Genomic DNA, 14,170 nt, shown 5'->3' with positions numbered 1-14,170 from the left:
TGAAAAATAATGACTAGAACAGTAAGTATGTCAACTGCTATCAATGAAGCGATGAAAATATCAATGCACCGTGATGAAAATGTAATTTTAATAGGTGAAGACGTTGCGGGTGGTGCACAAGTTGATCATTTGCAAGATGATGAAGCGTGGGGCGGTGTTCTTGGCGTTACGAAAGGGCTTGTACAAGAATTTGGCCGAAATCGTATTTTAGATACACCAATTTCTGAAGCTGGTTATATGGGAGCTGCGATGGCAGCGGCGGCAACGGGATTACGTCCGATCGCTGAATTAATGTTTAATGATTTTATCGGTAGTTGTCTTGATCAAGTTTTAAACCAAGGTGCAAAATTCCGTTACATGTTTGGTGGAAAAGCAAAAGTACCAGTTACAATTCGAACGATGCATGGTGCTGGATTTAGCGCAGCAGCTCAGCATTCTCAAAGTTTATACGCGTTATTTACGAGCATTCCAGGTATTAAAGTTATCGTTCCGTCCACCCCGTATGATGCAAAAGGCTTATTATTAGCGGCAATTGAAGATGATGATCCAGTAATCTTCTTTGAAGATAAAACACTTTACAATATGAAAGGTGAAGTGCCAGAAGGATATTATACAATCCCTTTAGGAAAAGCAGATATTAAACGGGAAGGCTCTCATATAACGATTGTCGCAATTGGGAAGCAAGTTCATACTGCGCTTGCGGCTGCGGAGCAATTATCGAAAAAAGGACTTGAGGTAGAAGTTATTGATCCACGCTCTTTATCACCGCTTGACGAAGATACAATTTTAGCATCTGTTGAAAAAACAAATCGTCTTATCGTTATTGATGAAGCAAACCCAAGATGTAGTATCGCAACAGACATTGCAGCAATTGTAGCGGATAAAGGGTTCGATTTATTAGATGCACCTATTAAACGAATTACAGCACCACATACACCAGTTCCGTTCTCACCACCACTTGAAAAACTATATTTACCAACGCCAGAGAAAGTAATTGAAACTGTATCAGAAATGATTGGGGACCGTTCTTTATTGAATGTGTAATGAAACGATGAGAAGGGAGAGAGAAATATGGCTGTAGAAGTTGTAATGCCGAAATTAGGAATGGCGATGAAAGAAGGTATTATTACGAGTTGGAATATTAAAGCTGGTGATAATGTAGCAAAAGGTGAATTAATTGCTAGTATTAATTCTGAAAAAATCGAAACAGAAATAGAAGCACCCGCTGATGGAACGGTACTGGATATAACTGTAAGTGAAGATGAAGGAGTTCCACCTGGTACTGTAATATGTTACATCGGAAAACCAAATGAACAGGTATCGGTAAATGAAACCGTAAATGCTACAGAAGAATCAATACCGAAAGTAGAACCTCAAAATGTACAACATCCTGAACCGTACGCGGAAGAAAGATCAAAGAAACAAAGAATAAAAATATCTCCTGTAGCAAAGAAAATAGCAACAGTTGAAAATATTGGAATTTCCACATTAATAGGAACAGGTCCTGGTGGGAGAATTACAAAGGCAGATGTATTAAAAGTACTTGAAGAAAAAGTTGCTACCCCAGAAACGTTTGTAAAAGAAGAAAGTAAAGTAATTCCTGTTACCGGTATGCGGAAAGAGATCGCAAATCGGATGCAAGCAAGCCTCCAAAATACCGCACAATTGACATTAACGATGAAAGTAGATGTTACGGATTTAGTTGCTTTACATAAAGAAATAGCGGAAGTTGTACAAAAACGGTACGATAACAAACTAACCATTACTGATTTGGTTTCTCGTGCTGTTGTATTAGCGCTTCAGGAGCATAAGGAAATGAACAGCGCTTATATAGATGATGCAATCCATCAATTTGAACATGTTCATTTAGGTATGGCAGTAGCGTTAGAAAACGGCTTAGTCGTTCCGGCTATTCGCTTTGCAAATAATCTATCTTTAGTAGAGTTATCTAAAGAGATTAAAAATGTGGCACAAAAGGCACGAGCAGGTAGTTTAAATAGTGATAATATGCAAGGAACGACATTTACAATTAGTAATTTAGGAAGCTTTGGTATCGAATATTTTACGCCAGTATTAAATACACCTGAAACTGGTATTTTAGGTGTAGGTGCAATTGAACATGTTCCAGTATATAAAGGAAAGAAAATAAAAAAAGGTAGTATGTTACCTTTAAGTTTAACATTCGATCATCGTGTATTAGATGGTGCACCAGCAGCTGCATTTTTACGCACAATTAAACAATACTTAGAACAACCTGTAACAATTCTTTTATAAAGAGAAGGTGAGAGAATGAATAAATTAGTGGTTATTGGAGGCGGACCTGCTGGATATGTGGCGGCAATTACCGCAGCTCAAACTGGGAAAGATGTTACTCTTATTGATGAAGCTGATCTTGGTGGAACTTGTTTAAATGTCGGGTGCATGCCTACGAAATCTTTGTTAGAAAGTGCTGATGTATACAATATTGTTTATCATGCTCAACGTTTTGGTGTACTAGTAGACAAACAAAGTATATCAATTGATTGGAATCAAATACAGACGAGAAAATCACAAATTGTTGTGCAGCTCGTACAAGGAATACAATATTTAATGAAGAAAAATAAAATTAAAGTTATAAAGGGGAAAGGGAAATTTGAAACGGATCATCGTCTACGAGTTACGCAGAGGAATAAGGAAGCGATAGTGGATGTTGAACAATTCATTATAGCGGCAGGTTCAGAACCTACTGAATTACCTTTTGCTCCATTCGACGGGAAATGGATTTTAAATAGTAGTCATGCGATGTCTCTTGAAAACATACCAGCTTCATTACTTATTGTTGGCGGTGGCGTAATAGGTTGCGAATTTGCCAGTATATATAGTCGTCTTGGAACGAAAGTAATGATTGTTGAAATGGCACCGCAATTACTACCTGGTGAGGATGAAGATATCGCAAGCATTTTAAGAGAGAAACTAGAAAAAGATGGTGTAGAAATTTTCACAGGAGCAGCTTTAAAAGGATTAAACAATTATAAGAAACAGGCTTCGTTTGAATACGAAGGAAGTATGCACGAAGTAACTCCAGAATTTGTTCTCGTTTCTGTTGGTAGAAAACCTCGTGTACAAGATTTAGGATTAGAAAAAGCAGGAGTTCAATTTTCAAATAAAGGGATTACTGTAAATGAGCATATGCAAACGAACGTATCACATATTTACGCAGCCGGTGATATTATTGGAGGAATACAGCTTGCTCACGTAGCCTTTCATGAAGGAACGACAGCGGCATTACATGCGAGCGGAGAAGATGTGAAAGTAAACTATCGTGCTGTGCCTCGTTGTATATACACAGCTCCAGAAATAGCTAGCGTCGGTTTAAGTGAAAAAGGTGCAAGAGAACAATATGGTGATATTATTATCGGAGAATTTCCTTTTACAGCGAATGGAAAAGCTCTTATTTTAGGAGAACAAATGGGGAAAGTAAAAGTCATTGTGGAACCTAAATATCAAGAAATTGTAGGGATTTCTATTATCGGTCCTCGTGCAACTGAACTAATTGGTCAAGGCACCGTAATGATTCATACAGAAGTTACCGCTGATATTATGAGAGGTTATATTGCAGCACATCCAACTTTATCTGAGGCAATTCATGAAGCTTTATTGCAGGCGATAGGACATGCTGTACATGTTTAAATGAAAATATAATAAACCACTATTCTCTAAATGAATGAGAGAATAGTGGTTTGAATTTTTACTATTTAATTTCAATAGCTGAAGTTATATCGTTCCAATCAGCAGCTAAATTAGCAGTTTTACCATACCAATCAGCGTGTTTAAATAAAACACCTTTTCCATATCCTTGTGTAGAAGTATGCTCCCAAAGTGTCGTTGAATAACTTGCAGAAGGTGACGCTGTACTTACAGAAGAAATTCTGTCGTTCCAGCTAGATGGTAAGTTTTTAAAGCCGCTACTCCAGTAAATATATTGGCCACCTTTATCTTTATGTTCATAAAAATCAGTACTACCAGCACCACTACCTAAAGGATTAATTTTATTTTTAAGTACTTTTTTATCCTTTTCAATATAAGCATCCAATGTTTCTCTACTAGTAAAACCATAAGCTAGCCAATCTCCATTTTCATTTTGCTCTGGTAATACCATAGTAATTTGGATGTCTTTCTTATCCTGATCACTTAATTTTGCAAATGAAGTAACATTCTGTTCATCCACTTTTAAATAATCAAATGACTTAATTGTGTTACCTTTTTCTTCAGCACTTGCTACGCCTAGTCCGCCAGTTAATGCAAAACCCGCTACTAATGTTCCTGCTACTAATTTCTTCAACATATAACCATCCCTTTTTGTTTAGATTTTTGTACAGGTGAATCTTGTACAACTAAAATGTATTCTAATTTCTTATTTTTGTAAATATTCTGAAGTTTTAGAAAAAATAGGCGGAATATTTACATTTTTACATTTTTTTTTTAGAAAAAATGATTATTGGAATGATATAATAAGCGGATACATTGCTTTTCTTGGATGATAAAATGTTTTAGGAGAGATGTAATTGAAATATTTCACAAAAGATTGGTATAAAGAAATGCAAATTTCAGGATTTGTGCATTTCATAGAGTCAATAGAAGAATGGAAAGACATAGATCCCGATTATATACAAAGTTTGAAAGACGAAGTAGAAGAAAGGAAAGAAGATTTATTACACTATCTTCCTGAAACACTACATCCATACATTCATAACAACATGTTTGATTCAGTATTCTACCTAATGAATTAAAGAAACTTTTGTTAGAGTGGACAGCAGATTATGAGGCAAGAATGGCACAATTAGATCAATCATACTTAAAACATTTTAATTCCATTAAGAAAAAACTTCCGTCTCATGTCGCTCAGCTACATGAGATGTCACTACATGATAGTGTGATTAAAGTAGTAAAGAGAAAATCAGAAGATACTTTGTCTATCGTATTAGATTGCAGTGGTACTTTTAGTGAATTTGATAAACTTGAAGTAACTTTTATAGGAGTAACCAAGAGTTCTATGCCAGAAAACTTTGAAAGTGCTTGGTGGCTATATCATGAAATAGCTCTTACTGAAGATGGTTTTGAACTAGGTGTTTTATTTGACTGTCCATTTAGAGAAGTGACGATTTGGGCAGCAGATGTATTCCTTGAGAAAAAATGATTAAGTTACATGTATATTAACTAATAATAAAGAGAATTCCTTTAGATGGTATTTACAAGTTCAACAATAAAAAAACAGTCAATAAAGACTGTTTTTTTATTTTGATGCTAGATTCCCAAGCTTCCAATATGTATTTGTTAATGGAGCAACTTTACTATCAATATACAAATACATGTTATTTAAGTCTTTAGGAGAAGTTTTCATTTCAAATACAACGTCAGTAGTTAAAGAAAATTTGTGTGGAACATTTTTATAGTGCTCGTCATCTATCGGATGAGCTTCACCTTCATATTTCTGACCAGTTTTTTCATCTTGTATGAAATATTTTATTTTCGAAAGATCAATAGTTTGTCCATCGTCTCGAACATTATTAATCATAACACGAGTAGTAAGGCGCCACTCTTTGTCTATTTTTTCAAATTTTGCATTTTCAACTGTTGCTCTATAGTATTCGTTTTTAACTATTTCTCCATAGTGCATTGCATTCTTTTCGAGAGCGCTCTTTTCTTGTTTTGGTGTAGTATTGCTATTACATCCTGTTAATATTCCTGTAAATAATAATGCTGTACATGTCGTTTTGATTAATGATTTCATAGTAATTCCTTTCTGTATTAAAAAGTAAAACATAGGAATAATTTTACATGAATAAGGAAATAAATAGAAGTCTTTTAGTAGAATATACAAATGTGCATTTATTTTATGTAAAGTTAACAAAATAGAAAAAGAGAGAAAACCTGCATAAAGACGGAAGAAAAAGGATTGAAAATATTGTGAAACGGAAGAAACGTGCATATAATTAACATAAAGTTCAAATTTCTGAATCTTCAATAACGGTGGTGATAACATGTTTACTGAAGAACGTCGGGAGAAAATTTTAGAACTACTTAGTACAGATGGAAGAGTAATCGTAAAAGATCTTGCGGAAAGATTTGATATGTCTATTGATTCTATAAGAAGAGATTTGTCTATTATGGAAAAGGATGGTTTATTAAAAAGAACGCACGGAGGTGCAATTGAACTTACGCGAGTGAGAAACTTAGCTGCGGAACCAGCTAAACGTTATAGTGATAGCTCAATATATGAGGACACAATTGCAAGAGTTGCGGTATCTTATATAAAAGAAGGTGATTCAATTTTTATTGGTGGGGCTTCCGTTCATAATGCGATGCTGAAATATTTACCGGAAGTATCATTTACAGTTATTACGAATTCTATAGAAATAGCTGGTTATCTACGAGAATATAAGAATATTGATACGTATTTAATTGGCGGAAAAGTAAAACCTTCAGGGAATATTACTGATACACTTGCCTCTGAATTGATAAGTAGATTTTCTATTGATCTTTATTTCTCTACAGGTGGAGGCATTTCATTACAAGGTATTAGTACTCCAACACCTGAAGTTGCTTATTTTAGTAAAAGAGTAAGTGAAATTGCTAGAAGAAATATTTGTTTAGTTCCGCATAATAAACTTGGAATAGATTGTTTTATAAGAGGAGAGTCTCTAAAAGAAATTGACATTATTATAACTGACGAAGAGGCTAGTAAAGAAACTGTTCAGGACTTTGAGAAACAAGGTAAACAAGTTGTAATAGCGCCATTATATTCATTTGAAAGGAGTTTGACATGATTGTAAAAGAGCAAAAGTTTCATATAAATGGATTAACTTATACAATTCGTTCTGCAGCTGAGAAAGATGCTGAGCAGTTATCGAAAATTAGAGTTCAGATTGATGGAGAAACTGAAAATATGGATAGAGATGCTGGAGAGGGATTTATAGATAATCTAGGGTTTCAAAAAATAATAAAAACAGATATTGAAGAGACGAAGAATCTCTTTTTAGTTGTAGAAGTGCACAATCGAATTGTTGGATTTTCAAGATGTGAAGGATCAAATTTTAAGAGATTATCTCATAAAGTGGAGTTTGGCGTTTGTATTTTAAAAGAGTTTTGGGGATATAGAATGGGTAAGAGCCTATTACAACAATCTATTAAATGGGCTGACGAAAATGCAGTAAATAAAATATCTTTACAAGTATTAGAGACAAACGAGAAAGCTATTCATCTTTATAAAAAATTAGGTTTTGAAGTAGAAGGCATTTTGAAAAATGACAAAAGACTATCGGATGGAAAGTATTATAATACGGTAGTGATGGGAAGGTTTACTGATACTTTTCATAAAAGAGGTGAAGAAGTATGTTTTACAGAAGGAAGTACTATGTAGTGAAAAATGAATTCATAGAAGTATTTAATGATCATTTCAATAACACAAACTTACCTAATCAATTAAAGCATGGTTCTAGGCTAATAGGACGCTGGATGAAAGATAATAAGAATGGTACGTCTGAAGTATTTGCCAAATGGGAATATGATAGTTATGAACAGTATAAAGAAATAGAATCGAAAATTAGAAGTGACGAGAGGCATGTTAGAAGAATACATGAATGGTATGAAAACCATGGCGGGAAAGAATATGTTTTACAGGAGTACATAGTAGAGATGAAAAATGAAGAGTTAGTATGTACTGTAAAGTAACAGAGGGGTGAGGGATAATAGAAATTAAAACAAAATTATATTTTAGTTTAGCATCCACTATTTTCTTTGCAGCCGTGATTGTTTTCTTTATAAATGGTAATCCACAAAAATGGTTTTGGTTATGTATTTTCTTTGCGTCCATTATACAAAATATAGTGCTACTAAAAAAGAATAAAGAAATGCATTAAGATATTCAAATTATTAACATATTTGTGTCGTCTTTCTAGTTGTATTGAAAACGCTTTTATTCAGTTTTATAATAAAAGTATGTTTTATAAAGTGAAACTTTAATCAGTGGAGGTGTTATTCATCCCTCACTAATTATTAGTTAAACCAATCAGGCTTTTACGGGCAGCCTGACCCCCACCTAACTTCTTTGCTCTAGCTGAATTTTGAGGTGGGGGTCTTACTGCCCGTTAATGCGGAATAAATCTCCAAAACAATTAAAAGGGAGATGATACAATGTTAGCTTCACCGTTTTACTTACACACATGGAAAAAGTTTATTGATAAAGGAGTCCTTGATTCGAACCGTATAAACGAAAGAATTTCAGAGTCATGGCATCGATGTAAACAAGCAAATGTGAATCCTCATATGAATAAAGGTCAGAAAATTTTGTCTTCTAACATTTTTCAAGAACAAAAGAAAAAGAGTGAAATTTTCCTTGATATAGCATTACCTCAAATACAAAATATGAGAAAAACCATTGATGAACTACAAATGATGGCATTATTAATCGATCCAGATGGTTATGTTCTATCCTTAAGTGGAAATAAACAAACGTTAAAGCGAGCGAAACATATTAATTTTATTGAAGGTGTAAAATGGACGGAAGCAGCTGTGGGGACAAACGCAATAGGAACAGCATTAGAAATTGAAGAAGCTATTATGATAAGTGGTACTGAACATTACTCCGTGGCATCTCATAGCTGGAGTTGTGCGGCTGCTCCCATTCATAACGATGACGGGAAATTAATTGGTGTTCTAGATTTCTCCTGTCCAATTGAATTTTCGCATCCATATATGCTCGGTATGGTAACTTCAATTGCACATGCGATAGAACGTGAATGTAGCATAAGAGTTCATCAAAATGAATTACACTTAATTCATCGTTTTTTAGATGTCATTGATAGTGATGAACAAGTAGTTATTTGTAATCATCGTGATGTTATCGTTTCTGCGAGTAAGAGCGTTCGGGAACGAGTAACTAATTGGTCAAGAATGAAACTTGAAGATTTAATGCGCTATGGATTGGAAACTAAATTAGAGATACCAGTATATAGTAATGAAAGAATGATCGGGAAATGTATGTATTTAAAGGAAAACAAACAAATGAATACATATTCTGCTTTCACATTTATAAAAGGAATTACTTTTTCAGGAGTTACCGGGACAAGCAAAGCATTTCAACACACACTAGAAGAAATTAAGCTTGTTTCACCGACTGATGCTAGTGTGTATGTATGTGGTGAGACAGGAGTAGGAAAGGAATATGTTGCGAGAGCGATTCATGAAAATAGTCCAAGAAAAGACGGGCCCTTTATAGCTGTTAACTGCGGTTCTTTGCCTAAAGAATTAATGGAAAGTGAATTGTTCGGTTATGCTGAAGGTGCGTTTACAGGTGCGCGACGTCAAGGATATAAAGGGAAATTTGAACAAGCGAATGGAGGAACATTGTTTTTAGATGAAATTGGTGAAGTACCATCAGAGATGCAAGTAGCATTATTGCGTGTTTTACAAGAACGCACAATAACTCCAATAGGAAGTTCAAAAGAGGTACCAGTAAATATTCGTATTATTACTGCCACACATAAAGATTTACTACGGTTAGTAGAAGAAGGGAAATTCCGTCAAGATTTATATTATCGTTTGCACGTTTATCCGTTATATGTTCCATCGTTACTAGAAAGAAAAGAGGATATTCCATATTTTATACAACACTTTTGCGAACGGAAGAATTGGAATGTTGTATTTCCAAAGAGTATTTGCAATCAATTTTTACAACATACATGGCCCGGAAATATTCGAGAACTAGTAAATGTATTAGAACGCATTTACATTTTGTCGCAAGGGCGGGAAATATGCGAAAAACAAGTCGCTTTTTTGTTACAAACAATGATGGGAAATCAACAACAACTTGAGTTACAAGTTGAAAATAAAACAGAACATACATTGAATTTTCGCGAAAAAATACAGCGTGATAGCATGATTGAAGCATTACAAAAGACAAACGGAAATGTTTCGTTAGCTGTAAAACTATTAGATGTACCCCGTAGTACATTTTATAAACGAATGCAAAAATTTAATCTATAAAAGTAGATTTTTGTAATCTGCTTTTTCTTTTTGAGCTCATGTTCTGTCGGAATGTGCGCTTCCCAGGGAAATAATAAAGTAGTTAGACGGGAAATTCCCTAAAGGAGGTTAGTATGTGAAGTATATTGAAATTGGTATCGGGAATAGATGGTTCGTTCGAACAGAGACCGAAAATACAGACGGTACTGAATTTGAGGAAAAAGGAATTGTGAGACCTATTTATTTTGAATCATTTTATGTCCGTGTTTGGTTTCGGAAAACGTGTTTTATTTTTGATACGAAAGAGGGCTTTAAGAAAGTAAGGAAAAGTAGAGCTGAGTATAAGTTTATTATTGGAATTGTGAGTAGGTTAAAACAATAAAATAAAACAGGTTGTATTCTTATGATTATAATAATCACATACATACTCGCAATTATTATAATAGGCTATTCCATTTATAGTTAGAATGATGATTTTAAGAAAAAATAGCACACTTTAAATATGTGAAGTGCGCTATTTATATAATCCCGTTGTATACATCTCCGTTAATGTATACACTATTTCTTCTAGTTTTACTTCTTTGTTATTTTGTACAATAGTCCAAAGAAACATTTCATTCATTGCGAACCAACCGCGTGCCACGAGCTCTTTATTTAATTCAGGATGCGCTAATCCACTTTCTTGAGAGTAAGTAATATCCTGCGAAATACTTTTTATAAAGCGTTCGCGAATCTCACCCCATTTTTGACGTATCTCTTTTGATAATCCGATTGCTTCTTCGACAACTTGCAAAATAGCTCGTTCTTCTTCTGCTAATTGTAGGAATGCTCTAACGTGATTTTGAATCAAGTCACGTGCTGCTGCTTTCGTTTGAGGGAAGAAAGAGCGCCCAGCAATATTATAAAAACGATTCATAACATCTTCCATTAACACGATAAGGAGATCATCTTTGTTTTTAAAGTATACATATGCTGTTCCATAACCAGTTTCTGCATGTTTAATAATTTGCGTGATTGTCGTTTTCTGAAATCCATTAGTAATAAAAATAGTGTAACCCGAATGTAATAGTTTCTTTTTTGTTTCTAAGGAGCGGTGTTTTCTTGTTGAAAGAGTAGTGTTTTTCAAAGAATCACCTCTTTATACTGAAATATCTGAAAATATAATTGTATTGTAAAAGAAGATAGTATGTAAAGTCAACTGACATAATATCATTGACGTTATATCAACTAAGGTGATATATTTCAATTAGTTAGAATAAAAAGAAAATTAAGAGAAGGTGACACCATGTATAAAGAACCATTTCAACCAACTTATGAGTATGCGCTTGAGTGTGATAAACATGATGAACTGAAAGATTTTCAAACTGAATTCTATAAAAAAGAAGGAACTATATATTTAGATGGAAACTCATTAGGACTACTTTCGAAAAGAGCAGAAAAATCGTTACTTACTTTACTAGATTCATGGAAAGAGTATGGCATTGATGGCTGGACAGAAGGCGAACATCCATGGTTTTTCCTTTCGGAGAAATTAGGTGAACTGACGGCACCTCTTATTGGAGCTTTACCAGAAGAAACTATTGTAACCGGTTCCACGACTGCGAATATACACCAAGTTATTGCGACGTTTTATGAGCCGAAAGGAATACGTACAAAAATTCTTGCGGATGAATTAACTTTCCCGTCAGATATTTATGCACTTCAAAGTCAAATTCGTTTAAAAGGCTTAGAGCCAGATGAGCATTTAGTAAGGGTGAAAAGCCAAGATGGTCGAACACTTTCTGAAGAAGATATTATTCAGGCAATGGAAGATGATATCGCTTTAATTTTATTACCTTCAGTCTTATATAGAAGTGGTCAAATTCTTGATATGAAACGTTTAACAGTGGAAGCTCATAAACGTGGCATTCATATCGGATTTGATTTATGTCATTCAATTGGTTCTATTCCACATCATTTTAAAGAGTGGGATGTTGATTTCGCTGTATGGTGCAATTATAAATATTTAAATGCAGGGCCGGGTGGTGTTGCAGGTCTTTATGTAAATAGTAAACATTTTAATAGACTGCCAGGATTGTCTGGATGGTTTAGTTCTAGAAAAGATAAACAGTTTGATATGGAGCATACATTAACTGCAGCTGATCATGCAGGTGCTTATCAAATTGGTACACCTCACGTATTAAGTACAGCACCGTTAATCGGTTCTCTTGAAATTTTTAAAGATGCTGGTATGGAACGTTTACGTAAAAAGTCTTTACATATTACGAGATACATGCTGGATTTAATTGATCATGAATTAAAAGATTTCGGATTTACAATTGGAAACCCGTTAGAGGATGAAAAACGAGGTGGACATATTTATTTAGAGCATGCGGAAGCAGCGCGTATCTGTAAAGCACTAAAGGCAAATGGAGTAATTCCAGATTTCAGAGCACCAAATGGGATAAGACTTGCGCCAGTAGCTTTATACAATACGTATGAAGAAGTATGGAAGTCTGTTCAAATTTTAAAGAAAGTTATGAAAGAGGAAGAGTATAAACAATTTGAAAATAAACGAGAGGTTGTGGCATAAGAATGAAAACATCAAAGTGGATTGATATTTCACAGCCATTAAATAATGATATTGCAACTTGGCCAGGAGATACACCGTTCTCGTATGAAGTTTCATGGTCAAAAGAAGAGAGCGGTTCAGTAAACGTCGGAAAGTTAACGATGAGTATTCATACAGGTACTCATATTGATGCGCCTTTTCATTTTGATAATGACGGAAAGAAAGTAATAGATTTAGATGTTCAAGTTTATGTCGGACCTACGCGAATCATTGACGTTTCTAATCTTGAAAGCATCGGAAAAAAAGAATTAGAAAGTTTTCATTTAGAAGGTGTAGAACGACTATTATTACGTACATCTTCACATGGTAAAGCAGAAGAATTTCCAGATGTGATCCCGCATTTACGTGCTGATATTGCACCGTTTCTTTCTGATAAGGGAATTCGTTTAATCGGAGTGGATGTACCATCAGTTGATCCGTTAGATGATAAAGAACTAGCAGCACATCATCAATTGTTTAAATATGGAATTCATATTTTAGAAAATGTCGTACTAGATCATGTAGCAGACGGCGATTACGAATTAATTGCATTACCACTTGCGTTAACAGATGCAGATGGAAGTCCAGTTCGAGCTGTCATTAGACCAATATAAGTAGAAACATATAAAAGGGGTGTTTGACTAATATGAAAGAAAATGAAAAGGTAATTATGGAAAAAGGGATTCACACGGATTTTAAGGAAAATATGACGTATGGTGAGTATTTACAATTAGATAGTTTACTATCTTCTCAAAAGAGATTATCAGACCATCATGATGAAATGTTATTTATCGTTATTCACCAAGCTAGTGAGCTTTGGATGAAGCTTATTTTACATGAACTAAATGCAGCAATTGAATCGATTAAAAACGATAAATTAGCACCGGCATTTAAAATGTTAGCACGTGTATCAAAAATTCAATCGCAAATTATTCAATCTTGGGATATTCTTGCGACATTAACGCCATCTGAGTATATTGAATTCCGTGATTCACTCGGTCAAGCTTCAGGCTTTCAATCGTATCAATATCGAATGATTGAATACGCACTTGGTTATAAAACACCACATGCATTAAAGATTTATGAAAAAGATCCAGAATTACACGCTCGTCTTCATAAAGCGCTACACGCACCAAGTTTGTATGATGTTGCGATACAGGCGCTTGTTAAAGAAGGCTTCCCAATTCATAAAGATGTGTTAAATCGTGATATTACGCAGCCTTACGAAGAAGATGCAACTGTAGAAGCGGCTTGGATAGAAGTGTATGCGGACGTGAAGCAATATTGGGATTTATATCAGCTTGCTGAAAAATTAATTGATATCGAAGATTGGCTACAACAATGGCGTTTCCGTCATATGAAAACGGTAGAACGCATTATCGGAAATAAAATGGGAACTGGCGGATCTTCAGGTGTATCTTATTTAAAACGAGTACTTGATCAACAGTTCTTCCCTGAACTTTGGAATGTTCGTACGAAATTATAGGAATAAGCTTGTCAGCTAATTATAGCTGATAAGCTTATTTTTTTATTTGAGCACAATTATGTTTTAATAAAAGGAACAAGATATAATAAATG

Annotated in this window: 14 protein-coding genes and 1 pseudogene; 12 read left to right on the top strand and 3 right to left on the bottom strand. The window is 34.4% G+C overall.

What is annotated here, in order from left to right; all coding sequences use genetic code 11:
• Positions 1-9 precede the first annotated feature (9 nt).
• Genes acoB through lpdA form a run of 3 tightly spaced genes read left to right on the top strand, consistent with a single transcriptional unit; the run spans position 10 to position 3,669 of the window.
• Entirely contained in the window at positions 10-1,044 is a 1,035-nt protein-coding gene (acoB, locus tag F0362_RS13685) for an acetoin:2,6-dichlorophenolindophenol oxidoreductase subunit beta (RefSeq protein ID WP_000198878.1), read from the top strand.
• Between the two features lie 27 nt (positions 1,045-1,071).
• Positions 1,072-2,274, top strand: a complete 1,203-nt coding sequence (locus F0362_RS13680) for a dihydrolipoamide acetyltransferase family protein (RefSeq protein ID WP_149889823.1) — start codon at positions 1,072-1,074, stop codon at positions 2,272-2,274.
• A 15-nt stretch (positions 2,275-2,289) separates the two neighbouring features.
• Positions 2,290-3,669 (top strand): dihydrolipoyl dehydrogenase, encoded by a 1,380-nt coding sequence (gene lpdA / locus F0362_RS13675; RefSeq protein WP_001038361.1) that lies wholly within the window; start codon positions 2,290-2,292, stop codon positions 3,667-3,669.
• 61 nt (positions 3,670-3,730) lie between these two features.
• Here the strand turns inward: lpdA and F0362_RS13670 are convergent, their stop codons facing one another.
• Positions 3,731-4,324 carry a hypothetical protein gene (locus F0362_RS13670; RefSeq protein ID WP_000914451.1) on the bottom strand — a complete coding sequence of 198 codons (594 nt, stop codon included), beginning with the start codon at positions 4,322-4,324 and terminating at the stop codon, positions 3,731-3,733.
• Positions 4,325-4,544: 220 nt separating this feature from the next.
• Between F0362_RS13670 and F0362_RS13665 the strand changes: the two are divergent.
• Positions 4,545-5,176: pseudogene (locus F0362_RS13665) on the top strand (DUF4085 family protein).
• A gap of 96 nt (positions 5,177-5,272) precedes the next feature.
• Here F0362_RS13665 and F0362_RS13660 read toward each other — a convergent pair.
• Positions 5,273-5,770: a hypothetical protein gene (locus F0362_RS13660; protein WP_000838463.1), complete on the bottom strand. Its 498-nt coding sequence runs from the start codon at positions 5,768-5,770 to the stop codon at positions 5,273-5,275.
• A 250-nt stretch (positions 5,771-6,020) separates the two neighbouring features.
• Between F0362_RS13660 and F0362_RS13655 the strand changes: the two genes are divergently transcribed.
• From F0362_RS13655 to F0362_RS13635, 5 genes are all read left to right on the top strand, one after another.
• Positions 6,021-6,806, top strand: coding sequence for a DeoR/GlpR family DNA-binding transcription regulator (locus tag F0362_RS13655; protein WP_149889822.1), 786 nt, complete (start codon positions 6,021-6,023; stop codon positions 6,804-6,806).
• The gene (locus F0362_RS13650; RefSeq protein ID WP_000635700.1) at positions 6,803-7,399 is read left to right on the top strand and encodes a GNAT family N-acetyltransferase; all 597 of its coding nucleotides are present in this window, start codon (positions 6,803-6,805) and stop codon (positions 7,397-7,399) included. The genes F0362_RS13655 and F0362_RS13650 overlap by 4 nt, the downstream gene beginning before the upstream one ends.
• Positions 7,372-7,710 carry an NIPSNAP family protein gene (locus F0362_RS13645; protein ID WP_149889821.1) on the top strand — a complete coding sequence of 113 codons (339 nt, stop codon included), beginning with the start codon at positions 7,372-7,374 and terminating at the stop codon, positions 7,708-7,710. The genes F0362_RS13650 and F0362_RS13645 overlap by 28 nt, the downstream gene beginning before the upstream one ends.
• Positions 7,711-8,172: 462 nt before the next feature.
• Positions 8,173-10,023 (top strand): sigma-54-dependent Fis family transcriptional regulator, encoded by a 1,851-nt coding sequence (locus F0362_RS13640; RefSeq protein WP_000881390.1) that lies wholly within the window; start codon positions 8,173-8,175, stop codon positions 10,021-10,023.
• Between the two features lie 115 nt (positions 10,024-10,138).
• Entirely contained in the window at positions 10,139-10,384 is a 246-nt protein-coding gene (locus F0362_RS13635; protein ID WP_000873854.1) for a DUF3977 family protein, read from the top strand.
• Positions 10,385-10,516: 132 nt separating this feature from the next.
• On the opposite strand, the gene F0362_RS13630 is transcribed toward F0362_RS13635, so the two are convergent.
• On the bottom strand, positions 10,517-11,128 hold the full coding sequence (locus F0362_RS13630; RefSeq protein ID WP_000799614.1) for a TetR/AcrR family transcriptional regulator: 612 nt from the start codon (positions 11,126-11,128) through the stop codon (positions 10,517-10,519).
• A gap of 159 nt (positions 11,129-11,287) precedes the next feature.
• Here F0362_RS13630 and kynU point away from each other — a divergent pair, with 159 nt between their 5' ends.
• The 3 genes from kynU to kynA are packed head-to-tail and all read left to right on the top strand — an operon-like array spanning position 11,288 to position 14,078.
• Positions 11,288-12,574, top strand: coding sequence for a kynureninase (kynU, locus tag F0362_RS13625; RefSeq protein WP_000276279.1), 1,287 nt, complete (start codon positions 11,288-11,290; stop codon positions 12,572-12,574).
• A 2-nt stretch (positions 12,575-12,576) separates the two neighbouring features.
• Positions 12,577-13,206, top strand: coding sequence for an arylformamidase (gene kynB / locus F0362_RS13620; protein ID WP_000858202.1), 630 nt, complete (start codon positions 12,577-12,579; stop codon positions 13,204-13,206).
• A 32-nt stretch (positions 13,207-13,238) separates the two neighbouring features.
• On the top strand, positions 13,239-14,078 hold the full coding sequence (gene kynA / locus F0362_RS13615) for a tryptophan 2,3-dioxygenase (protein ID WP_000661948.1): 840 nt from the start codon (positions 13,239-13,241) through the stop codon (positions 14,076-14,078).
• The last annotated feature ends 92 nt before the right edge of the window (positions 14,079-14,170 follow it).

Source organism: Bacillus sp. BS98 (assembly GCF_008432245.1).
Lineage (GTDB): Bacteria > Bacillota > Bacilli > Bacillales > Bacillaceae_G > Bacillus_A > Bacillus_A toyonensis.
The sequence above is the reverse complement of the archived record's forward strand: the minus strand, read 5'-3'. Positions and strand labels throughout refer to the sequence as shown.